18 protein-coding genes are annotated in these 22,191 nt (G+C 73.2%); 12 read left to right on the forward strand and 6 right to left on the reverse strand.

Annotation, left to right across the window (positions count from 1 at the left end; all coding sequences use genetic code 11):
* Window positions 1-152: 152 nt before the first annotated feature.
* The 4 genes from ACFQ9Z_RS31810 to ACFQ9Z_RS31825 form a co-directional block, all read right to left on the reverse strand.
* Complete coding sequence (locus ACFQ9Z_RS31810; protein ID WP_383027079.1) at window positions 153-1,181, reverse strand: DNA-3-methyladenine glycosylase family protein; 1,029 nt, start codon at window positions 1,179-1,181, stop codon at window positions 153-155.
* Between the two features lie 82 nt (window positions 1,182-1,263).
* Window positions 1,264-2,577 (reverse strand): coenzyme F420-0:L-glutamate ligase, encoded by a 1,314-nt coding sequence (locus ACFQ9Z_RS31815; RefSeq protein WP_383027082.1) that lies wholly within the window; start codon window positions 2,575-2,577, stop codon window positions 1,264-1,266.
* Window positions 2,574-3,527 (reverse strand): 2-phospho-L-lactate transferase, encoded by a 954-nt coding sequence (gene cofD, locus ACFQ9Z_RS31820; protein ID WP_383027085.1) that lies wholly within the window; start codon window positions 3,525-3,527, stop codon window positions 2,574-2,576. Before cofD ends, ACFQ9Z_RS31815 begins: the two co-directional genes overlap by 4 nt.
* Before the next feature lie 33 nt (window positions 3,528-3,560).
* Entirely contained in the window at window positions 3,561-4,067 is a 507-nt protein-coding gene (locus ACFQ9Z_RS31825; RefSeq protein ID WP_383027089.1) for a cysteine dioxygenase, read from the reverse strand.
* Window positions 4,068-4,736: 669 nt separating this feature from the next.
* Between ACFQ9Z_RS31825 and ACFQ9Z_RS31830 the strand changes: the two genes are divergently transcribed.
* The 3 genes from ACFQ9Z_RS31830 (at window position 4,737) to ACFQ9Z_RS31840 (ending at window position 10,369) form a co-directional block, all read left to right on the forward strand.
* The gene (locus ACFQ9Z_RS31830) at window positions 4,737-5,000 is read left to right on the forward strand and encodes a WhiB family transcriptional regulator (protein ID WP_003975777.1); all 264 of its coding nucleotides are present in this window, start codon (window positions 4,737-4,739) and stop codon (window positions 4,998-5,000) included.
* 213 nt (window positions 5,001-5,213) lie between these two features.
* Window positions 5,214-8,864 (forward strand): glycosyltransferase, encoded by a 3,651-nt coding sequence (locus ACFQ9Z_RS31835; protein ID WP_383027099.1) that lies wholly within the window; start codon window positions 5,214-5,216, stop codon window positions 8,862-8,864.
* Window positions 8,861-10,369 (forward strand): DUF5719 family protein, encoded by a 1,509-nt coding sequence (locus tag ACFQ9Z_RS31840; RefSeq protein WP_383027102.1) that lies wholly within the window; start codon window positions 8,861-8,863, stop codon window positions 10,367-10,369. Before ACFQ9Z_RS31835 ends, ACFQ9Z_RS31840 begins: the two co-directional genes overlap by 4 nt.
* 102 nt (window positions 10,370-10,471) lie before the next feature.
* Here the strand turns inward: ACFQ9Z_RS31840 and ACFQ9Z_RS31845 are convergent, their stop codons facing one another.
* A complete protein-coding gene (locus ACFQ9Z_RS31845) occupies window positions 10,472-10,855 on the reverse strand; it encodes a metallopeptidase family protein (RefSeq protein WP_383027107.1) in 384 nt (127 codons plus the stop codon).
* Window positions 10,856-11,289: 434 nt separating this feature from the next.
* Between ACFQ9Z_RS31845 and ACFQ9Z_RS31850 the strand changes: the two genes are divergently transcribed.
* From ACFQ9Z_RS31850 to ACFQ9Z_RS31885, 8 genes are all read left to right on the forward strand, one after another.
* Window positions 11,290-11,664 (forward strand): DUF3499 domain-containing protein, encoded by a 375-nt coding sequence (locus ACFQ9Z_RS31850; RefSeq protein WP_216856618.1) that lies wholly within the window; start codon window positions 11,290-11,292, stop codon window positions 11,662-11,664.
* 159 nt (window positions 11,665-11,823) lie between these two features.
* Window positions 11,824-13,188: a phosphomannomutase/phosphoglucomutase gene (locus ACFQ9Z_RS31855; RefSeq protein WP_383027113.1), complete on the forward strand. Its 1,365-nt coding sequence runs from the start codon at window positions 11,824-11,826 to the stop codon at window positions 13,186-13,188.
* 142 nt (window positions 13,189-13,330) lie between these two features.
* The gene (locus ACFQ9Z_RS31860; RefSeq protein WP_014673093.1) at window positions 13,331-13,501 is read left to right on the forward strand and encodes a Trm112 family protein; all 171 of its coding nucleotides are present in this window, start codon (window positions 13,331-13,333) and stop codon (window positions 13,499-13,501) included.
* Window positions 13,502-13,586: 85 nt separating this feature from the next.
* Window positions 13,587-14,714 carry an SIS domain-containing protein gene (locus tag ACFQ9Z_RS31865; RefSeq protein ID WP_383027118.1) on the forward strand — a complete coding sequence of 376 codons (1,128 nt, stop codon included), beginning with the start codon at window positions 13,587-13,589 and terminating at the stop codon, window positions 14,712-14,714.
* Between the two features lie 133 nt (window positions 14,715-14,847).
* On the forward strand, window positions 14,848-15,999 hold the full coding sequence (gene manA / locus ACFQ9Z_RS31870) for a mannose-6-phosphate isomerase, class I (protein ID WP_383027122.1): 1,152 nt from the start codon (window positions 14,848-14,850) through the stop codon (window positions 15,997-15,999).
* Between the two features lie 132 nt (window positions 16,000-16,131).
* Complete coding sequence (locus ACFQ9Z_RS31875) at window positions 16,132-17,112, forward strand: cation diffusion facilitator family transporter (RefSeq protein WP_383027125.1); 981 nt, start codon at window positions 16,132-16,134, stop codon at window positions 17,110-17,112.
* Between the two features lie 306 nt (window positions 17,113-17,418).
* A complete protein-coding gene (ahcY, locus tag ACFQ9Z_RS31880) occupies window positions 17,419-18,876 on the forward strand; it encodes an adenosylhomocysteinase (protein ID WP_383027129.1) in 1,458 nt (485 codons plus the stop codon).
* 174 nt (window positions 18,877-19,050) lie between these two features.
* Window positions 19,051-19,665, forward strand: coding sequence for a hypothetical protein (locus ACFQ9Z_RS31885; protein ID WP_383027133.1), 615 nt, complete (start codon window positions 19,051-19,053; stop codon window positions 19,663-19,665).
* A 31-nt stretch (window positions 19,666-19,696) separates the two neighbouring features.
* Here the strand turns inward: ACFQ9Z_RS31885 and ACFQ9Z_RS31890 are convergent, their stop codons facing one another.
* Window positions 19,697-20,707, reverse strand: coding sequence for an RDD family protein (locus ACFQ9Z_RS31890; protein ID WP_383027137.1), 1,011 nt, complete (start codon window positions 20,705-20,707; stop codon window positions 19,697-19,699).
* A 143-nt stretch (window positions 20,708-20,850) separates the two neighbouring features.
* Here ACFQ9Z_RS31890 and ACFQ9Z_RS31895 point away from each other — a divergent pair, with 143 nt between their 5' ends.
* Entirely contained in the window at window positions 20,851-21,858 is a 1,008-nt protein-coding gene (locus tag ACFQ9Z_RS31895; RefSeq protein ID WP_383027142.1) for a stage II sporulation protein M, read from the forward strand.
* The last annotated feature ends 333 nt before the right edge of the window (window positions 21,859-22,191 follow it).

Consider the following 22,191-nt stretch of genomic DNA (forward strand, 5'->3'; position numbering starts at 1 on the left):
TGGGCGCAGCGGCACCCCGCCGGCGCGGGCCGGCGAAACACCTCCCGGCCCAGCACGAACGCCGAGCACCTGCCGACATGCGCCCGCCCCAGCCGGCCCGACTGAGGCAGCCCGCTCAGCCGGCCGGCGAGCCAGTCCAGCCGGGCAGAGCCCTACAGCAACCCGATATCCACCCGAGGCATCTTCGGCATCCGCCGCGCCGGCACCTGCCCACTCAGCAGAATCAACCGCGCCGCCCGATGCCGCTGCCCCGCGTACGGCTCCAGCAACCGCAGCATCTCCGCGTCATCGGCGTTCCGGTTCCGGGCCAGCGCCCACCCCACGATCCCCGGCAGATGCAGATCCCCGACGGTCACCGCGTCCGCCGCCCCATGACTGCGCTGCACCACCTCCGCCGACGTCCACGGCCCGATCCCCGGCACGACCTCCAGCCGCGCCCGCGCCTCGGCCGCCGGCATCCCCACCGCCTGCTCGAGCCGCGCGGCGACCCGCACGGCGCGCAGGATCGTCGAGGCCCGCTTGTCGTCGACGCCGGCCCGGTGCCACTCCCAGGAGGGAATCAGCGCCCACGTCCGCGCAGCGGGCATCACCCACATCGGCCGCTCGGACACCCCCGCGGGCCCGGGCGCCGGCTCCCCGAACCGCCGCACCAGCAACCGCCACGCCCGGTACGCCTCGTCGGTGGTGACCTTCTGCTCCAGCACCGACGGAATCAGCGACTCCAGCACCAGCCCGGTCCGCGTCAGCCGCAGCCCCGGCCGCCGGTGCCGCGCCAGCGCCACCACCCGGTGCCGGGGCACGAACGCGTCCGGGTCGTCGTCGGCGCCCAGCAGCCGGGGCAGGCGCTCCAGCAGCCACTGCGCACCGGGCCCCCACGCCTCGCCGAGCACCTCACCGCCGTACGCGCGCACCCGCAGCGTGCCCGGGCCGGCCGGTGTCCGGGCGGCCCGCCACACGGACCCGTCCGGTGTGGTCCGGAACGTCGGGTCGCCGGGCCCGCGCCGCAGCGGACCCAGCACCAGTGCGAGATCGAGCGGCCCCTCCGGGACCCAGCGCCGCACGCGCGCGGGTGTCGGCCCCGCGGCCTGCCGGGGCATCCCGGCGGCGGCACCGGCGGGTACACCGACGTGCCCGCCGCGCACGGTCGTACGCGTGGGACGCGGAGCGAATCGTCCTGCCACTGGTGGGTTCCTCGGATGCCGGCGGTGTCCTACGAGACTAGGCGGTCACCCGGGGCGCCAGGCGCCACTCCGCCCACGGAACTCACCGCACCTCGATGAACGCCCCCGGGTCCCGCTCCGGCCGTGCCTTCGGCTCCTCGGCGGGATGGCCCACAGCCACCGCGCCCATGGGGTCCCAGTCCGCCGGCAGCTCCAGCACCTCGCGCACCACGTCCCGGCAGAACATCGTCGACGAGACCCAGGCCGAGCCCAGCCGCTCCCCGGCCAGCGCGACCAGCAGGTTCTGCACGCCCGCGCCCGTCGCGACGACGAACATCTCCCGCTCGGCGCCGTCCCGCCGGGGGTCCCCGTAGGTGTGCGAGCCGTCCATGACGAGGCAGGGCACGACCAGGTACGGGGCGTTGCGGAGCACGTCCCCGCGCCGGACCCGCTTGGCGATGGACTCCTCGCTCTTGCCGTCACGGCGCAGATCGGCGATCCAGGCGTCCCGCATCGCGTCGAGCAGCCGCGCCCGCGACCGGGCGGACTCCAGCAGCACGAACCGCCAGGGCGTGGTGTGGTGGGGCGCGGGCGCGGTGACCGCCGCGGCCACCGCACGCCGGACCGACCCCGGGTCCACGGGCTCGTCGGTGAAGGCCCGCACGGTACGGCGCCGGGTCACGGCCTCCCGCACGGCCTCGGACGTGCCGAGCCGGAACATGTCGTCCCGCGCGGTGCGCACCAGCGCCCGCGCTCCCTCGCCGTCCGCGCCGTCCACCACGTGCGGCAGCCCGCGCACCACGGCGACCGGGAGTCCGGCGGCCTTGCCCTTGACCAGGTCGCCCGCCGCGGCCAGTTCGTCGGCGGTGGCGACGACGGTGGCGCTCAGCGGGTTGCCGTGCGCGTCCGTGCCGCCGCGCAGGTCGTCCAGCACGCGCACCCCGGCGGCGCCGATGGCGACGTCCGTGAGGCCCGCGCGCCAGGGCCGGCCGAAGGTGTCGGTGACGACGACGCCGACCCGCACGCCGAGGGCGTCGCGCACCCCGTCGCGGATCGCGCGCGCGGACGCGTCCGGGTCCTCCGGGAGCAGCAGCACGGTGCCCGACGGGGTGTTGGAGGCGTCGACCCCGGCGGCCGCCATCACCAGGCCCTGCCGGTTCTCGACGATGCGCAGGGCGCCGCGCCGGGCCACCACCCGCACGGTCTCCGCGTCGATCGCGGACTCGCGGTCGTCCGCCCGGACGACACGGCCCTCCGCCTTGGACACGATCTTGGACGTGACCAGCAGCACGTCGCCGTCGGCAAGTCCGGGTTCGGCGGCGGCGATCAGCTTGGCGAGGTCGTCACCGGGCTGCACCTCGCCGATCCCGGACGGGGCCCAGACCCGGTACTCCGGGCGCTCACCGCTCACGCTCACCGCACCTCCTCGGCCAGCGCCAGCGCCTCGCGCGCCATCTGCGCGGCCGCGTCGACGTCGGTCATCATCAGGGGCACGGCCCGGCAGCGGATCCCGTCCGCCTCGACGCGGCCGACCACGCCCGCGTCGACCGTGTCGACGAGCCAGCCGTCCAGCAGCCCCGAGCCGTAGTGCTCGGCGACCGCGGCGGCCGTGGACTCCACGCCGACCGCGGCGAGCACCTTGTCGGCCATCCCGCGCACCGGCGCGTCCCCGACGATGGGGGACAGGCCGACCACGGGCACGCCGGCCTCCGCGATCGCCTCGCGGATGCCCGGCACGGCCAGGATGGTGCCGATGGACACGACCGGGTTGGACGGCGGGAAGAGGATGACGTCCGCCTCCGCGATGGCCTCCAGCACGCCCGGCGCCGGCTTGGCCTGCTCGGCGCCGACCGGCACGACCGCCTCGGCCGTGACCGAGGCGCGCAGCCGCACCCAGTACTCCTGGAAGTGGATCGCCTTGCGCTCGCCGTCGACCACCGCGGCCACATGGGTCTCCACGCGGTCGTCGGTCATCGGGATCAGCCGTACCCCCGGCTTCCAGCGGTCGCAGAGCGCCTCGGTGACCGCGCTCAGCGGATAGCCCGCGCCCAGCATCTGCGTCCGCACTATGTGCGTGGCGAAGTCACGGTCGCCGAGCCCGAACCACTCCGGGCCGACCCCGTAGGCCGCCAGCTCCTCCTTGAGGTGGAAGGTCTCGTCCGTCCGCCCCCAGCCCTGTTCCTCGTTGATGCCGCCGCCCAGCGTGTACATCACCGTGTCGAGGTCGGGGCAGACCTTCAGCCCGAAAAGGTGGATGTCGTCGCCGGTGTTGCCGATCACCGTGACGTCCGCGTCCGGCACGGCCCGCTTCAGACCGCGCAGGAACCGGGCACCACCGATGCCGCCTGCCAGAACCACAATGCGCATGGCCCAAGTCTCGCAGGCGGGTAGGACATCGTGTCAGGCAGTCACCGGACGCGGCTCGGTCCGGGCCTCGCAGTGCGGTGAGGAGTGCATGGGCATCTCGGTCAGGCCCGGGTAGTAGACGTGCAGGCTGACCGCGGGCTCCAGGGCGTCGTTCACCACCTCGTGCGCGTAACCCGGCGCGAACACCCGCTGGGCGCCGGCCGCCAGCGCGCGCGTGCCCCGCTCCGTGCGCTCGGTCAGCTTCCCCTCCAGGACGGTGAGGACGCCGGAGGAGCGGCCGTGGTCGTGCGTCCCGCTGCCCTGGCCGGGCACCCAGGACAGCAGCCACACCTCGTAGCCGGGGCCGGTGCGCAGCCGGTGGTACCAGCGGGTGGTGGCGTCGTAGCGGACGAGGTGCGCCCACTGGGCGCGGTCGGCGGCGATGGCGCGGGCGAGGCCCACGAACTCGGCGACGGTGGCGGGGTGCTCGCGCGGCGGCTGGAGCAGGTGCGGGACTTCGAGGATGTCGCCGGCGATCTGGAGGTCGTTGTCGCTGTTCATCGGGTGAGGGGGTTCCTCGGCGGGAGTGGGGGCTGGGTGTCGCTCTGCGTCCGCCCGGGTCACGGGCGAGGAGAGGTGTCCCGGGTGGAGTTCAGGGACAGGGGAACGCGGCCGAGCCGGGATGGGCTCGGGAGCAGCCGGAGCGCGATGGGCTCAACAGCTGGGACAGCAACAACAGCTACAGCGCGCGCGTGCGGCACCGAGGGGCCCGGCGGTGCGGGTCGATGCGGGTGCCAAGTTCGCGAGCATGCCCACTAGGACACCGGTTCACACTCGGGCTGTCAACTCGACGCCCGGAAAGTGCGACATGGTTCACCTCATCCGGTTCATCTGTCAGGTGAAAGGTTTGTTCACCCGGATCCCGGGACACATGGCGCACAACCGAGCGCTCGAGCCTCGCCGGAACGAGATCGAACGCGGGGGCGTCCTTCTTCGTACAGAGGCCTGTGCGGGTTCGCCGCCCCTCTGGCCCTCGTTCTGCGTGTCAGGGTTTATGCCGATTTGAACACTTTCCGCATGGCCTTGGTTCCGCAGAGTGAATAACGGGCTCAATAGCAGATCTCGGCTTGACTCGCCCGGAGCAGCACACTTGTAATTTCACTCGTGTCGTTCAGCCGAAATCGGTAGCGGCTACGCACGGGGAGACGTGAAGACAGACGAGGGGCGCACATGACCGAGCTGGTGCAGCAACTGCTGGTCGACGACGCGGACGAGGAACTCGGCTGGCAGGAGCGCGCACTGTGCGCCCAGACCGACCCCGAGTCCTTCTTTCCGGAGAAGGGCGGCTCGACCAGAGAGGCGAAGAAGGTCTGCCTCGCCTGCGAGGTGCGCTCCGAATGCCTCGAGTACGCCCTCGCCAACGACGAGCGCTTCGGCATCTGGGGCGGTCTGTCCGAGCGTGAGCGCCGCCGGCTGAAGAAGGCCGCCGTCTGACCGGCGGCCGGTCACCCTCCGGTCACCGCACCGCCGAGCGGCCGGACCGCGGCCCCGCACACGTCACGAACGGCCCGTCGCCCGTGGGTTGTCCACAGGCGGCGGGCCGTCGTCATGGTCAGCCGATAGTGTGGTCGCTCGTCCGAGACGCACCGCTGTCCCCTCGGGGCACAGGCGTCCACCGCAGTCCATCGAACCGGGGCCCGTACCTCGATGTCCGTGCACAGCCAAACAGCAGCTCAAGACCCGGCTGCCCACCCTGAGTTCCCGCGTCATGTGGTGACCGCGGTCCTCGTCTCCCACGACGGCGCCCGCTGGCTGCCCGACGCGCTGGCCGGGCTGCTCGGCCAGGAACGCCCCGTCCAGAACGCGGTGGCGGCCGACACCGGCAGCGCGGACGACTCCGCCCGGCTGGTCGCCGAGGCCCTCGGCGACGACCGCGTGCTGCACCTGGCCCGCCGTACCGGCTTCGGACAGGCGGTGGAGGAGGCGACCCGCGTCGCCCCCCTCCTCACCCCCGACGAACTGCCGTACCTCAGGCGCCCCAGCGGCTGGGACCCGGTCACGCGCTCGTGGCGCGACGACGCCTACGACCTGCCCGAACTGCCCCACGGCGAACCCATCCAGTGGCTGTGGCTGCTGCACGACGACTGCGCCCCCGAACCCGACGCCCTCGCCCAGCTGCTCAGGGTCGTCGACAACGAACTCGAACTCGGCCGCGACGACGTGGCGATCGTCGGCCCCAAGCTGCGCGGCTGGTACGACCGCAGGCAACTGCTGGAGGTCGGCGTCTCCATCGCCAACTCCGGCCGCCGCTGGACGGGTCTCGACCGCCGGGAACAGGACCAGGGCCAGCACGACCACGTCCGCACCGTGCTGTCCGTGTCCACCGCCGGCATGCTCGTGCGCCGCGACGTCTTCGAGCAGCTCGGCGGATTCGACCGCCGACTGCCCCTGATGCGCGACGACGTCGACCTGTGCTGGCGGGCGCACGCGGCCGGCCACCGGGTCCTCGTCGCCCCCGAGGCGGTCGTACGGCACGCCGAGGCGGCCTCCCGCGAGCGCCGCACCGTCGACTGCGTGGGCCGCACCGCCGCCTCCCCGCACAAGGTCGACAAGGCCGGCGCCATCTACACCCTGCTCGTCAACGTCCGCACGGCCGCGCTGCCCTGGGTGCTGCTGCGGCTCGTCCTCGGCACCCTCCTCAGGACCGTCGCCTACCTCGTGGGCAAGGTCCCCGGGCAGGCCGTCGACGAGATCCGGGGTCTGCTGGGAACCCTGCTGCGGCCCGAGCGGATCCTCGCCGGACGGCGCCGCCGCGGCCCCTCCCGGATCGACAGGACGGAGCTGCGCCGACTCTTCCCGCCCCCGGGCGCGACCATCCGCGCCACCGTGGAGCAGATCGCGGGCAACTTCTCCAACGGCTCCGACACCGACACCTCCTCCGCCGGCCGGCACGGCGGCGCCGTGGAGTCCGGGCCCGGCGGCGACGACGCCGACTTCCTGGAGATCGAGCAGTTCGCCCGGCTGAAGCGGATCGCCCGCAAGCCGGGCCCGGTCCTCTTCCTGGGGCTGCTCCTGGTCTCCCTCGTCGCCTGCCGCGCCCTGCTCGGCGGCGGCGCCCTCGCGGGCGGCGCCCTGCTGCCCGCCCCGGCGAGCGCCGGCGACCTCTGGTCCCGCTACCTGGACGCCTGGCACCCGGTGGGCGCCGGCGGCACCGCCGCCGCACCGCCCTACCTCGCCATCGTCGCCACGCTCGCCTCGATCCTGTTCGGCTCCACCGGGCTCGCCGTCACCGTGCTGCTGGTCTGCTCGGTCCCGCTGGCCGGCCTCACCGCCTACTTCGCCTCCCGGCCCCTCGTCACCTCCCGCCTGCTGCGCGCCTGGGCCGCGATCGCCTACGCCTTCCTGCCCGCCGCCACCGGCGCGCTGGCCGGCGGCCGGATCGGCACCGCCGTCCTCGCCGTGCTGCTGCCGCTCATCGCGCGCGCGGGCATCGCCGCGAGCGGTCTCACCCACGCCTCCGGCGCGCGCGGGAGCTGGCGCGCCACCTGGGCGTACGCGCTGCTGCTGACCATCACCACCGCGTTCACCCCGATCGTCTGGCCCATCGCGCTGATCCTCGGCATCGGCGTGCTGGTCCTGCGCCGCGGCGACCTCGTCGCCCACCTCCTGCGTTTCCTGGCCCAGCTCGGCACCCCGCTGCTGATCCTCGCCCCCTGGTCGCTGACCCTGCTCCCGACCGGCTTCTTCACCGAGGCGGGCCTGGAGTACGGCGCCTCCAGCGCCTCCGCGCTCGACCTGCTCGGCGCCGGTCCCGGCGGTCCCGGCACCGTCGACGGCCTGATGCTCATCGGCATCGTCCTGGCCGCCCTGGCCGCACTGCTGCGCTCCGAGCGCCAGTTGGGCATCCGGACCGCCTGGGCCGCCGCCCTGGTCGGCCTGGTCTTCGCCGTCCTGTCCAACCGCTCCACCTGGGCCGGACCGGCCACCCTCGTCTACGGCATCGCCCTGCTGGCCGCCGCGGCCCTGGGCGCCGACGGGGCACGCGCGCGCGTGGCCGAGCAGAGCTTCGGCTGGCGCCAGCCCGTCGCCGCCCTGATCGCCTTCGCCTCCGCCGCGGGCCCGCTGCTCGTCGCCGCCGGCTGGATGATCGGCGGCGCCGACGGCCCGCTGGAGCGCCGCGATCCGGTGCAGGTCCCCGCGTTCGTCGCCGAGGACGCCACCACCCGCGACCAGGCCCGCACCCTGGTCCTGGACAGCGAATCCACCGCACACGTGCGCTACAGCCTGGTCCGCGGCTCCGGCGCCCGCATGGGAGACGCCGAACTCGCCGCCACCGACGGGGAGAACGCCAGGCTCGACAAGGTCGTCGCCAACCTGGTCGCGGGCTCCGGCGCCGACCAGGCGGGCCAGCTCGGCGGCTTCGCCGTGCGGTACGTCCTCGTCCACAAGGGCGCACCCCGCGAGATCACCCGCGTCCTCGACGCCACCCCCGGGCTCAGCCGGCTCAGCCAGCAGGACGGCAGCGCCCTGTGGCGCGTCGGCCGGCAGGTCTCCCGCGCCACCATCGTGCCCGCGGGCGGCACCGGCGCCGCCCAGTCCGTCGCCGCCGGACCGGTGGAGATCCACACCACCGTTCCCGCAGGACCCGGCGGCCGCGTCCTGCGCCTGGCCGACGCCGTCTCCGACGGCTGGACGGCCACCCTGGACGGCAGGCCGCTCACCCGCACCACGGTCGACGGCTGGGCCCAGGGCTTCCAACTGCCGGCCGACGGCGGCCGGCTGGACGTCGTGCACGACGACCCGGTCACCCACACCGCATGGCTGTGGGTCCAGGGCGCGCTCGCCGTCGTCCTGGTCGTCCTCGCCCTGCCCGGCCGCCGCCGCGACATCGACGACGACCTGCCCGAGGAGCAGCCGCTGCCCGCCCAGGACGCCTCCGGCGAGGGCCGCCGCGCCCGCCGGCTGCGCGCCCAGGCCGAGGAGGCGGCCGTCCCGGAGCAGCCCGGCCCCGACAGCATGCCGCCCGCTCCGCAGGAGGCCCCCGCGGCCGTTCCCCAGGAGACCCCGGCGGCCGCCGTCCCCCAGCAGCCGGCGTACGGCGACTGGGACTACGCGGGCGGCGAGTACACCGGTTACGGCACCGGCCAGTACCAGGACGCCGGCCAGTACCAGACCGAGGGCTACGACCAGCAGGCGTACCAGCCCGACCCCTACCAGAACGGCCAGTACGACCCCTACGCCTACGGCGGCACGCCCGAGCAGCAGGCGTACGACCAGCAGGCGTACCAGCAGGGTTACGACCCGGCCCAGCAGCAGTACGGCACCGGCAGCGAGCGCCCCGACGGGAGCCAGCAGTGAACCGCACCACCCTGTCCCTGATCGCCTGCACGACCGCGCTGGCCGCCGTCACCGCCTTCGCCGCGCTCGACACCCCGGCCGCCTCCGGCGCGGACCCGGCCACGGCGGCCGCCGAGCTGCCTGTGGAGCGCACCAGCCTGCTGTGCCCGGCGCCGAGCTCCTCCGACATCGCCGACACCTCGTACACGTCGTTCACGCCCGTCACCAAGGGCACCGCGAGCGGCGGCAAGGCCCAACTCCAGGCGGCCGCCGAGCAGTCGGCGGACGCTACGAGCGGGTCCAAGAAGGGCGCGGGCGCCAAGAAGAAGCCCGCCGCGCCGGTCCTCACCCCCAAGAGCCCCGGCACCCCGGCCACCGGCGACACCTCCGGCGCCGACACTCCCGCACAGGTCGGCACCGCCGACGGCAGGTACGCCCCCGGCTGGACCGTGCAGGAGACCACCGAAGTGGTCGCGGGCACGGGCCGGGGACTGCAGGGCGTCAACTGCACCGCCCCCGACACCGAGTTCTGGTTCCCGGGCGCCAGCACGGCCGCCGACCGCACCGACTACGTGCACCTGACCAACCCCGAGGACTCCGCCGCCGTCGTCGACATCGAGCTGTACGGCAAGGAGGGCGCGATCAAGTCCTCGGTGGCGGACGGCTTCACGATCCCGCCGCACGGGAGCGAGCCGATCCTGCTGTCCACGCTCACCGACGAACGGCAGACGGACCTCACCGTCCACGTCAGCGTGCGCAGCGGCCGGGTCGGCGCGGCGGTGCAGGCCCTGGACGACAAGGTGGGCGGCGACTGGCTGGCCGCCGCCGACGACCCGTCCGCCGGCCTGGTGCTGCCCGGCATCCCCAAGGACGCCACCGACGTCCGCCTGATCGCCTTCACTCCCGGCGACGCAGACGCGGACCTCAAGATCCGGCTGGCATCGCCCGACGGCCTGATCACCCCGGCGGGCAACGAGACGCTGCACGTCAAGGCCGGTATGACGACCGCGGCCGACCTCGGCGACGTCACCCGAGGCGAAGCGGGCTCCCTGGTGCTCACGCCCACCGACCAGTCCGTGCCCGTGGTGGCGGCGCTGCGGGTGGTCCGGGGCAAGGGAGCCAAGCAGGAGACGGCCTTCATCCCCGCCACGGCCCCGGTCGGCAAGCGGGCGACCTCGGCGGACAACCGCGGCAAGACCTCGACCCTCTCGCTGACCGCCCCCACGGCCACCAGCACGGTCAAGATCACGGCCTCGGCGGGCAGCGAGGGCGGCGCGCCCGTCACGAAGACCTACACCGTCAAGTCCGGCACCACGCTGGACGTCCCTGCTCCCACGCCGTCCGGCCTCAAGGGCACCTACGCCCTGACCGTGGAACCCGTCTCCGGAGGCCCCCTCTACGCCTCCCGCACCCTCACCTCCACGGCGGCCGGCGTCCCCGCCTTCACCATCCAGACCCTCCCCACCGACCGGGGCCTGGTCTCAGTCCCCCGGACGACCGAGGACCTGTCCCTCCTCCAGAAGTGACGGCCCGGCCACGGCGGCCCGACGCGTGCACGGGGCCGCCGTGGCCGGGCGCCGGTGCGGACCCGGGCGTCCACAGGACAGGCCCCCGGCAGGCAGCCCCGCTCAATCCTCCCCGTACCGAGGATCGACCGTCTCGGGCGTCAGCCCCAACAACTCAGCCACCTGCTCCACCACGATCTCGTGCACCAACGCGGCCCGCTCGTCCCGCCCCTTGGTCCGGATCTCCACCGGCCGCCGGTACACCACCACCCGGGCGCGCCGTCCCTCCTGCGCGGGAACGACCCCGCCCAGCGGAACGGCCTCGTCGCTCCACACGTCCGTGCCGCGCCCCTCGAGCCGGGGCACCTCGAGCACCAGGAAGTCCATGTCGGCCAACTGCGGCCACCGCCGCTCGAGACGCTCCACGGAGTCCTGCACCAGGTCCGCGAACACCTCGGCGCGGCTGGCCGCCAGCGGCACCTGAGGCGGCGCGATCGGCCCTCGCATGCCCCGCCCGTGGCGATCACGGCGACGGGGCCCGGGGCCGGCGGCACGGGGCGGTACACGGTTGTCCATCACCGCAGAAGCCTAGTCCCCGCACGCTCCACCCGCCCGGCCCCACGCGGCAACCGGCCACCGACGTCCCCCGTCCCGCGGCAGGACGAGCACGCGTCACCGGACGTGACACAGGTTGACCATTCCAGCCAAGGTCTGGCTCGTTTCCGTAACCCTCCGAGACCGGTGAACTCAAGGCAATTGACGGTGTTTGTGCCGACTCATGACCGGAACGTTCCCCGCCCGGACCTCCGCGCGACCCCGTCCGCGCAGGTCAGCACGGCCTGTTCGGGGAGGCCCGCGTGACGTCTCAAAGTACGACACGGTGGCGTGACCTGGAGCAGAGTCGTCGCGGCCCGCTCAAGAGTGCGGTACCGTCCATCAGCGTGAGCCCTGTACGTCGCTGTTCGCGCACCGCCTGCGGCCGACCCGCCGTCGCGACGCTGACGTACGTCTACGCCGACTCGACCGCGGTCCTCGGCCCGCTCGCCACCTACGCCGAACCCCACTGCTACGACCTGTGCGCCGAGCACTCCGAGCGCCTCACCGCGCCCCGTGGCTGGGAGGTCGTGCGCCTCCTCGACGGCTCCGCTCCCGCGCGGCCCAGTGGAGACGACCTGGAAGCGCTTGCCAACGCCGTGCGCGAGGCGGCCCGCCCCCAGCAGCGGGCGGCCGAGGCGGGCGGCGGAGCCCGCACCCCGGACCCCATGGAAGTGGCCCGCCGCGGGCATCTGCGCATCCTGCGCTCGCCGGACAACTGACTCCGCATCCGGCGGAGAACCGATCCCGCACCCACCGGGGCGACCCACGGCCACCAGTCGCCGACCGTCGGCCACTTGCCCGCCCGGGTGTCCGCACACCTGCCTCTCACCACCGACGGGTAGTTTGTGGGCACCCATAGGACTTCAGGAAGGTTGGCCGTGACTGCTGATCTGTCGCAGATCGTGAAGGCGTACGACGTACGCGGAGTGGTCCCGGACCAGTGGGACGAGCCGCTGGCCGCCCTCTTCGGCGCCGCCTTCGCCGAGGTGACGGACGCGACGGCCATCGTCGTCGGCCACGACATGCGCCCCTCGTCCCCCGGCCTCTCCCGCGCCTTCGCGCGCGGGGCGGCCGACCGCGGGGTGGACGTCACCGAGATCGGCCTGTGCTCGACGGACCAGCTCTACTACGCCTCCGGCGCGCTGAACCTCCCGGGCGCGATGTTCACCGCCTCGCACAACCCCGCGCGGTACAACGGCATCAAGATGTGCCGCGCCGGCGCCGCACCGGTCGGTCAGGACACGGGCCTGGCGCAGATCCGCGAACTCGTCGAGCGGTGGCTGGAGTCGGGCGCTCCGGAACCGGCCGCCGAGCCGGGAGCCCTCACCACGCGCGAGACGCTGCAGGACTACGCGGCCCACCTCCGCTCCCTCGTCGACCTGACCGCCGTCCGCCCCCTGAAGGTCGTCGTCGACGCGGGCAACGGCATGGGCGGCCACACCGTCCCCACGGTCTTCGCCGGTCTGCCGCTGACCCTCGTCCCGATGTACTTCGAACTGGACGGCACCTTCCCGAACCACGAGGCCAACCCCCTCGACCCGGCCAACCTCGTGGACCTGCAGAAGCGGGTCCCGGCGGAGGGCGCGGACCTCGGGATCGCCTTCGACGGCGACGCCGACCGCTGCTTCGTCGTGGACGAGAACGGCGACCCCGTCTCCCCGTCCGCGATCACCGCGCTGGTCGCGGCACGCGAACTGGCCCGCTCCGGCGGCCGGGGCACCGTCATCCACAACCTGATCACCTCCCGCACCGTTCCTGAGGTGGTGCGGGAGAACGGCGGCACCCCGGTCCGCACCCGCGTCGGGCACTCCTTCATCAAGGCCGAGATGGCACGCTCCGGCGCGATCTTCGGCGGCGAGCACTCCGCCCACTACTACTTCAAGGACTTCTGGAACGCCGACACGGGCATGCTGGCCGCCCTCCACGTCCTCGCGGCCCTCGGCGGCCAGGAGGGCCCCCTCTCCGCCCTGACCGCCCAGTACGACCGCTACGCGGGCTCTGGCGAGATCAACTCCACCGTCGCGGACCAGGCCGCCCGCCTCGCCGCGATCCGCGCCGCCTACGAGGGCCGCCCGGGCGTCACCCTCGACGACCTCGACGGCCTCACGGTCTCCACCGCCGCCTGGTGGTTCAACGTCCGCCCGTCCAACACCGAACCGCTGCTGCGCCTGAACGCGGAGGCGAAGGACGAGGCGACGATGACCAGGATCCGCGACGAGGCCCTCGCGATCATCAGGGCCTGAGCCACCCGCCCGGCCCGGGCGGACGGCCGCGCAGCGGGCGCGGCGGCCCCGGCCGCGCCCGCGGGCCCGCCCCGCCCCCGCCACCAGCGGTACGCTGACCAGCACATCGGCAATAGAACATCCGCCCCGAAGGGACACCCTCATGCCGCTCGAAGCCGGCCTTCTGGAGATCCTCGCCTGCCCCGCCTGTCACGCCCCCCTCAAGGAGCAGGACACCGAGCTGATCTGCACCGGCCAGGACTGCGGCCTGGCCTACCCGGTCCGCGACGGCATCCCGGTCCTGCTCGTCGACGAGGCCCGCCGCCCCGAGTAACCGGGCCACCGCCGCGCCGCGGCGAGGCGCCCACCCCCGCGTTCGAACCCCCGCACAGGATCCCGGCGACCGGAGGCTGCCGCCCATGCTCGACGAATCGCTGCTCGACAGCCCGGAGGGCCTCGCCGACGCCGACCGCCGCGGCCTGCTGCGCGGCGCGGCCGAGGCCGGTGCCCGCGTCCGCACCTCCCTCCGGCACGCCGCCGAGGCCGGCGTGGCCGGCCTCGAGCCCGACGGCCGCCCCCGCGCCGTGCTGATCGCGGGCCCCGGCGCCGCCGCCACCCACACCGCCGACCTGCTCGGCACCCTGGCGGGCCCCGGCAGCCCCGTCATCAGGCTGGCCCCCACCGGCGTCGCCCCCGCCGCCGGCGCCCTGCGCTGGGAGATCCCGGGCTGGGTCGGCTCCGTCGACCTGCTGCTCATCGCCACCCCGGACGGCAGCGAACCCAGCCTCTCCCTGCTCGCCGAGCAGGCCTACCGCCGAGGCTGCTCGGTCGTCGCCGTCGCCCCGGCCAAGACCCCGCTCGCCGAGGCGATCGCCGCCGCGCACGGGATGTTCGTGCCGATGGCGACGGCGCCCTACGACCAGGAAGAACCCCTCGCCGCGTCCTCCCCGGGCGTCTTCTGGGCCCTGTTCACCCCGCTGCTCGCACTGCTGGACCGCATCGGCCTGCTCAGCGCGGCGCCGGACGACCTGGAGAAGGTCGCCGACCGCCTGGACCACATCGCCGAGCGCTGCGGCCCGGCCATCGCGGCCTACAGCAACCCGGCCAAGACCCTCGCCGCCGAACTCGCCGACGCGCTCCCGGTGGTGTGGACGGAAGGCGCCGCGACCGGACCCGCCGGCCGCCGCTTCGCCGCCGCCCTCGCCGAACTCGCCGGCCGCCCCGCGCTCGTGGCCGAACTCCCCGAGGCGCTCGCCGCGCACAGCGCCCTGCTGGCCGGCCCGCTCGCCGCCAGCGCCGACCCGGACGACTTCTTCCGCGACCGCGTTGAGGAGCCGCCCGCGATGCACGCGCGCGTGGTGCTGCTCCGGGACCGTCCGATCGGCGGCCTGACCGCCGCTCCCGCCGCCCGTGACCTCGCACTCAGCCACGACACGCCGATCAGCGAGCTCGAACCGGAGGAGGGCGGCGACCTGGAGACCCTCGCGGAACTGATCGCCGTCACTGATTTCGCCGCCGTTTACCTGGCGCTCGCTTCCGGGGCCTGATCTTGCTCAGGGCGCCGGCCCCGGGTCCGCCCGGACCGACCGGCCCGCGCCCCGCCACCGGCACACCGGCCGGAACCGGCACACCACCCGGCGCCGGCGCCGAGCAGCGTACGTACGGAGACAGAGAAACCACATGGACCGCCTCGACAACACCGTCCGCCCCTACGCCTGGGGTTCCACCACCGCCATCCCGCACCTCCTCGGCGTCGAACCGAGCGGCGAACCACAGGCGGAGATGTGGATGGGCGCCCACCCGGGCGCTCCCTCGCGCACCGCGCGCGGGACGCTCGTCGAGGTGATCGACGCGGACCCGGAGCGCGAACTGGGCCCCGCGGCGGTCGCGAGGTTCGGCCCCCGGCTGCCGTTCCTGCTCAAGATCCTCGCCGCCGGCGCGCCCCTCTCCCTCCAGGTGCACCCCGACCTGGAGCAGGCCCGGGAGGGCTACGCCGACGAGGAGCGGCGCGGCGTGCCCGTCGACGCCCCGCACCGCAACTACAAGGACGCCAACCACAAGCCCGAACTGATCTGCGCGCTCACCGAGTTCGACGGGCTGTGCGGCTTCCGCGCCCCGGCCGAGGCGGCCGGCCTGCTCGAAGGGCTCGGCGTCGACACCCTGAAGCCGTACGCCGACCTGCTGCGCACGCACCCCGGGGAAGCGGCCCTGCGGGAGGTCCTCACCGCCGTCCTCAGCGCCGACCCTGAGGAGATGGCGCACACGGTCGCCGAGGCCGCCGCCGCCTGCACCCGCCTCGGCGGCGACTACGCCCCCTACGCCGGCATCGCCCACCACTACCCGGGCGACCCCGGCGTCATAGCGGCCATGCTCCTCAACCACGTCCGCCTGGAGCCCGGCGAGGCCCTGTTCCTCGGCGCCGGCATCCCGCACGCCTACCTCGACGGCCTCGGCGTCGAGATCATGGCCAACTCCGACAACGTGCTGCGCTGCGGTCTCACCCCGAAGCACGTCGACGTCCCCGAACTGCTGCGCGTCGTCCGCTTCGAGGCGGGCGACCCCGGCGTGCTGCGCCCCGAGGCCTCCCCGGACGGCGAGGAGGTCTACGAGACCCCGATCGACGAGTTCCGGCTCTCCCGGTACGTCCTGTCCGAGGGCGGCACCGCCCACGACCTCACCCTCGACACCCCGCAGATCCTGCTCTGCACGGCCGGGTCCGTCCAGGCCGGCGAGCACGAGCTGGCCCCCGGTCAGTCGGTCTTCGTCCCGGCGGGGGAGAAGGCCGAAGTCTCCGGTGCGGGCACCGTCTTCCGCGCCACTGTGATCGTATGACCGGGCCTGTGGACACCTGACGCGGCGCCGCCCGGGCGGGCTGCAACAATGGCCCACCGGCAAAGCACGGGCAAAAACGGGCACACGCCTGGACGGCGTAGACGGACGAGGGCGAAGGGACATCGCGGACACATGAGCGCGTCAGGCGGTAACAAGGCGATCGTGGCGGCGCTGGGCGCCAACCTCGCGATCGCAGCATCGAAGTTCGTGGCCTTCGCGTTCAGCGGCTCGTCGTCGATGCTCGCCGAAGGCGTCCACTCGGTCGCCGACTCCGGCAACCAGTTCCTGCTGCTGATCGGCGGCAAGAAGGCACAGCGCGAGGCGACCCCCCAGCACCCCTTCGGCTACGGCCGCGAGCGCTACATCTACGCGTTCCTCGTCTCGATCGTCCTGTTCTCCGTCGGCGGCATGTTCGCCATCTACGAGGGCTACGAGAAGATCACCCACCCCCACGAGATCGAGCACTGGTACTGGCCGGTGGGCGTCCTGGTCTTCGCGATCATCGCCGAGGGCTTCTCCTTCCGCACGGCCATGAAGGAGTCCAACGAACTGCGCGGCAAGCTGTCCTGGTCACAGTTCATCCGCCGCGCCAAGGCGCCCGAGCTGCCCGTCGTCCTGCTGGAGGACTTCGGCGCGCTCATCGGCCTGGTCCTCGCCCTCGGCGGCGTCGGCCTCGCCCTGCTCACCGGCGACGGCGTCTGGGACGGCATCGGCACCGTCTGCATCGGTGTCCTGCTGGTCGGCATCGCCCTGGTGCTCGCCGCCGAGACCAAGTCGCTGCTGCTCGGCGAGGCCGCGGGCACCGAGGAGGTCAAGAAGATCGAGGCCGCGATGGTCGACGGCGACACCGTCACCGGCGTCATCCACATGCGCACACTCCACCTCGGCCCCGAGGAGCTGCTGGTCGCCGCCAAGATCGCCGTCCAGCACGACGACACGGCCACCGAGGTCGCCAACGCCATCAACGCGGCCGAGGCCCGCATCCGCGCCGCCGTCCCCATCGCCCGCGTGATCTACCTCGAACCCGACATCTACAGCGAGGCCGAGGCCGCCAAGGGCCCGGACCCGGAGGCGACCCCGGGCGGCCCCAACCCGCACGCGGCCGGCCACTGACTCCCGCCCCGGTGAGCGGGGCCGCCCTCACCGGGGAAGACCCGTCCACCCCCCGAATGACGTGACCTCTTCGAAGGCGGACTGGGGGCCGCCCCGCTTCCCGGTGTAGCTTGGGACGGAGCCAGACGTCGCTGCTGATGGCGGTCGGGCGGTCCCCAAGCGGACCGGCCGAGGGAGAGAGGGCCTCCGACGGACTGCGCTGCGCGCACGTGGGCATGCCTGTGTCCTCTTCTCGGGTACCCCTGTGTCCGCCGCCGCGCAGACCAGCCGTACCCACCTCGACCCAACCCCGAGGAGCAGCTCGCAATGACGACTGTCGACAGCCGACAGGACTTCAAGGTCGCCGACCTCTCCCTGGCCGAGTTCGGCCGCAAGGAGATCACCCTCGCCGAGCACGAGATGCCGGGCCTGATGGCGATCCGCAAGGAGTACGCCGAGGCCCAGCCCCTCGCCGGCGCCCGCATCACCGGCTCGCTGCACATGACCGTGCAGACCGCCGTCCTCATCGAGACCCTGGTCGCCCTCGGCGCCCGGGTCCGCTGGGCCTCCTGCAACATCTTCTCCACCCAGGACCACGCGGCCGCCGCCGTCGCCGTGGGCCCCGACGGCACCCCCGACGACCCGCGGGGCGTCCCGGTCTTCGCCTGGAAGGGCGAGACCCTGGAGGAGTACTGGTGGTGCACCGAGCAGGCGCTGACCTGGCCGGACAGCGCCACCGGCGGCCCCAACATGATCCTGGACGACGGCGGCGACGCCACCCTCCTCGTCCACAAGGGCGTCGAGTACGAGAAGGACGGCAAGGTCCCCGGCCTGGAGACCGCCGAGTCCGACGAGCACCGCGTCATCCTCCAGCTGCTGCACCGCACCCTGGGTGAGAACCCCCAGAAGTGGACCCAGCTCGCCTCGGAGATCCGCGGCGTGACCGAGGAGACCACCACCGGCGTCCACCGCCTGTACGAGATGCAGCGCGACGGCGTCCTCCTCTTCCCGGCGATCAACGTCAACGACTCCGTCACCAAGTCGAAGTTCGACAACAAGTACGGCTGCCGCCACTCCCTGGTCGACGGCATCAACCGCGCCACCGACGTCCTCATCGGCGGCAAGACCGCCGTCGTCTGCGGCTACGGCGACGTGGGCAAGGGCTGCGCGGAGTCCCTGCGCGGCCAGGGCGCCCGAGTGATCATCACCGAGATCGACCCGATCTGCGCCCTGCAGGCCGCGATGGACGGCTACCAGGTCACCACCCTGGACGAGGTCGTCGAGACCGCCGACATCTTCGTCACCACCACCGGCAACAAGGACATCATCCTCGCGTCGGACATGGCGAAGATGAAGCACCAGGCGATCGTCGGCAACATCGGCCACTTCGACAACGAGATCGACATGGCCGGCCTCGCCCAGATCCCGGGCATCGTCAAGGACGAGGTCAAGCCGCAGGTCCACACCTGGAAGTTCCCCGACGGCAAGGTCATCATCGTGCTGTCCGAGGGCCGCCTGCTGAACCTGGGCAACGCCACCGGTCACCCGTCGTTCGTGATGTCCAACTCCTTCGCGGACCAGACCCTGGCCCAGATCGAGCTGTTCACCAAGCCCGACGAGTACCCGACCGGCGTCTACGTGCTGCCCAAGCACCTCGACGAGAAGGTCGCCCGCCTCCACCTGGACGCGCTCGGCGTGAAGCTCACCAAGCTGCGTCCCGAGCAGGCCTCCTACATCGGCGTGGAGGTCGACGGCCCGTACAAGTCGGACCACTACCGCTACTGAGTCCACGGTCCCGCCCGCCGGGGAGCACACCGGTGCACCGCCCCGCTCCCCGGCAGGTCCGCAGATCCGCAGAGGCAGGCCCCCGCACCCCCGTGCCGGGGGCCTGCCTCTTTGGCCTCGGACCGGACCAGCAGCCGTAGCCGGACCGCCGGCCCGTCAAGACCCAGGACCCCCATGCCCCGCGGCCGATATTCGCTCCACGATCCGCACGATCACACCCCCTTCGCCGAAGAACACTTCCAGTGCGCGCCCGGCCCGTCCGGCTGGCGCTACGTCTCCCAGCTGACCACCCCCACCGGCGACCACCGGGGCTCGGTCGACCTCGCCCTGGACGACCTCGGCCGCCCCATCCGCCTCGAGATGCACGCGGGAGGCTGGCAGGTGCGAGGCGCCGCCCTCGACGGCGTCACCTGGGTCCGCACCGACGCCACCGGAACCCATGCCACCGAAGGCAATGTGCGCGCCCACGCCTTCACCGGCACGTCCCCCGCGTTTCTGGTCGCCACCGCCCGTCTCCTGCGCCTCACCCCCTCCTCCGCCGAGACCCGCGTGCGCCTGGTGGCCTTCACCGACCCGGTCCTCGCCCCCCGCACCCTGGACCAGTCCTGGACCTTGCTGAACAGCGAAGCACACGCCACTGACAACGGCCCCCTGACCGTGGACGAGTACCAGGTCACAGCCCTGGACACGGGCGAACGGCACACCGTGCACATCGCCGGGGACGTGGTCCTGTCCGCGCCCGGCATCGAGCTGGAGGACCTCCAGTCACCGCCGTCGACGTTCGACTGAGCTGCCGGCCCGCCGGTCCGCCGACGGCCGCTCAGGCGGGCGGCGCGAATCCGGTGGCCGGCCGGTCGGCCGGCGGCTCCTCCGGGCGCACCGGGGCGGACGCCGCGGAGGGCGTCACAGGAACCTGCGGCCGACCGCCGGCCGGAGCCTGACGCGTGTCCGGCGCGGACGGCCGCGGCCAGGGCGGAGGGTAACCACCGGGCACACCGCCGCCGCCCGCCGAGGCGCCTGCGGCCCCGGCGGGATCCCCGGCTACTAGAGGCGCGGGAGAGCCCGCCGGAGCAACGGACCCGGCCCCGCCGAAGGCCTGCCTGGCCTCGCGGGACTGCCGTTCCTGGACCACCGCGGCCAGAAAGGCCGCAGGATGCTCGCCGTGTGGCACGGAGGCCCCCGTGCGCGCCGCGACGTCGGCCCCGAGCCGCTGCGCCATCTCCCAGGAGACCTGGTGATCGAGCTGCTGCATCCGCGTCAGGTACTGCCGGACCGCGAGCCACAGCCCGTCCGGCACGGCCGACAGATCGAGCTCGGCGAACCGCCCCGCGAGCCACGGCGGCGGGGGAGGCACCTGACCGGTGCGCCCGGCGGGAATCCGCTCGCGCACGACGAGGGTGCCCGCGAACACGTCGCCGAGCCGCCGCCCCCGCGCCGACACCAGCGAGGCGATGCAGGCCACCACCCCGAACGTCATCAGGATCTCGACCACGCCGATCGCGCCCCGGACCAGCGCGTGCCGGAACCGGACGGGGCCACCGTCGTCCCGCACGACGCGCAGCCCGAACACCAGCTTCCCCAGCGAACGGCCATGACTGAGCGTCTCCACCGCGATCGGCCCACCGACCAGTACCAGCAGGAAGGTGGCGATCGACAGCGCGACCTGAGCGGCCTCGTCGAGGGACGACGTCGCCGCCACCAGCGCCAGCGACGCGCCGATGTACACGGACACGGCCACGACCAGGTCGAGCAGCACCGCAAGCGCCCTGCTCGGCAGCTTCGCGGGCCGCAGTTCGAGCGCCACCGCCTCGCCGGTCACCAGCTCACTCACGCCCGTCGTCCTTCCCCTGGCCTGCCCCGTGAACCGCAAGTCTGCCAAGCTGAGGGCGCATCGCGCCGCAGTACGACAAGCTGACGGCATAAAGAGCATCCACGACGAGCAGTGGACGACCAGCCGAGGAGCATTCGGACCCCATGGACCTGGACGTCTTCGTCTCCGCACACCGAGCCGAGTGGGACCGCCTCGACGCCCTGCTCCGCCGCGGCCGTCGGCTCAACGGGGCCGAGGCGGACGAGCTCGTCGCCCTGTACCAGCGCACCGCCACCCACCTCTCCCTCATCCAGTCCAGCGCCCCCGATCCCCAGCTGACGGGCCGGCTCAGCCAGTTGGTGGCACGCGCGCGCAGCGCCGTTACCGGCGCCCGCCGCGCGTCATGGCGGGACGTCACGAGGTTCCTGGGCCAGGGCTTCCCCGCCGCGGTCTACCGCGCGCGGCACTGGTGGGTGCCCACCGCGCTCGTCTCCATCGCCGTCGCGATCCTTCTGGGCTGGTGGATAGGCGCCCATCCGGAGGTGCAGTCGGCCATCGCCGCCCCGAGCCACCTGCGCGAGCTGACCCGGCCCGGCGGCGAGTACGAGACCTACTACTCGAGCCACCCCGCGGCGTCCTTCGCAGCCCAGGTGTGGACGAACAACGCCGAGGCAGCCGCGATGTGCCTGGTCCTGGGCGTCTTCCTCGGCCTGCCGGTGCTCTTCATCCTCTTCGAGAACATGCTCAACCTGGGCGTCGGCTTCGGCCTGATGTCGTCCGCCGGCCGTCTCGACACGTTCCTGGGGCTGGTCCTTCCGCACGGTCTGCTCGAACTGACCGCGGTCTTCGTGGCCGCCGGCACCGGTCTTCGCCTGGGCTGGACCCTCATCGACCCGGGGCCGCGCAGTCGCCGGGCCGCACTCGCCGAGGAGGGCAGGGCCGCGATCGGCATGGCCATCGGCCTGGCGCTGGTCCTCTTCGTCTCCGGGGCCATCGAAGGCTTCGTCACGCCGTCCGGCCTGCCCACCTGGGCGCGGATCGGCATCGGGATCGCGGCTGAGCTGGCATTCCTCGCGTACGTCTTCGTCCTGGGCCGTCGCGCGGTACGGGCCGGCCAGACGGGTGACATCGAGGCGGCTGAGCGCAGCTCCACCGTGCCCACGGCCGCCTGATGTGCATCCACGGTCTGTGAGCTGCTAGTCTCTCCATCACCCCGCAAGAGCCGTTGACACGGCGGGCGTGGGGAGGTAGATTCAAACAGTTGCCTAGAGCTGGACAAGTTCGGGGCGGATCGTTAGAATCTAGCTTGCTTCCAGAGAGTCGCAGACGCGATCGAGTGAAGCACCCATCCGAATTACTCAGAAATGAGCAGCCGGTCTGACCGGCCGAAATCTTCTGATAAAGTCGGAACCGCCGGAAAGGGAAACGCGGAAGCGGGAACCTGGAAAGCGCCGAGGAAATCGGGTCGAGAAAAGATCTGATAGAGTCGGAAACGCAAGAACGAA

The organism is Streptomyces sp. NPDC056580 (assembly GCF_042793175.1).
Lineage (GTDB): Bacteria > Actinomycetota > Actinomycetes > Streptomycetales > Streptomycetaceae > Streptomyces.

Excerpts from the sequence above, each read along its gene's own strand:
- cofD (WP_383027085.1), bottom strand. The coding sequence starts at position 3,527 with ATGCGCATTGTGGTTCTGGCAGGCGGCATCGGTGGTGCCCGGTTCCTG.
- ACFQ9Z_RS31825 (WP_383027089.1), bottom strand. The coding sequence starts at position 4,067 with ATGAACAGCGACAACGACCTCCAGATCGCCGGCGACATCCTCGAAGTC.
- ACFQ9Z_RS31830 (WP_003975777.1), top strand. The coding sequence starts at position 4,737 with ATGACCGAGCTGGTGCAGCAACTGCTGGTCGACGACGCGGACGAGGAA.
- ACFQ9Z_RS31835 (WP_383027099.1), top strand. The coding sequence starts at position 5,214 with ATGTCCGTGCACAGCCAAACAGCAGCTCAAGACCCGGCTGCCCACCCT.
- ACFQ9Z_RS31845 (WP_383027107.1), bottom strand. The coding sequence starts at position 10,855 with ATGCGAGGGCCGATCGCGCCGCCTCAGGTGCCGCTGGCGGCCAGCCGC.
- ACFQ9Z_RS31860 (WP_014673093.1), top strand. The coding sequence starts at position 13,331 with ATGCCGCTCGAAGCCGGCCTTCTGGAGATCCTCGCCTGCCCCGCCTGT.
- ACFQ9Z_RS31865 (WP_383027118.1), top strand. The coding sequence starts at position 13,587 with ATGCTCGACGAATCGCTGCTCGACAGCCCGGAGGGCCTCGCCGACGCC.
- manA (WP_383027122.1), top strand. The coding sequence starts at position 14,848 with ATGGACCGCCTCGACAACACCGTCCGCCCCTACGCCTGGGGTTCCACC.
- ACFQ9Z_RS31875 (WP_383027125.1), top strand. The coding sequence starts at position 16,132 with ATGAGCGCGTCAGGCGGTAACAAGGCGATCGTGGCGGCGCTGGGCGCC.
- ahcY (WP_383027129.1), top strand. The coding sequence starts at position 17,419 with ATGACGACTGTCGACAGCCGACAGGACTTCAAGGTCGCCGACCTCTCC.
- ACFQ9Z_RS31885 (WP_383027133.1), top strand. The coding sequence starts at position 19,051 with ATGCCCCGCGGCCGATATTCGCTCCACGATCCGCACGATCACACCCCC.
- ACFQ9Z_RS31895 (WP_383027142.1), top strand. The coding sequence starts at position 20,851 with ATGGACCTGGACGTCTTCGTCTCCGCACACCGAGCCGAGTGGGACCGC.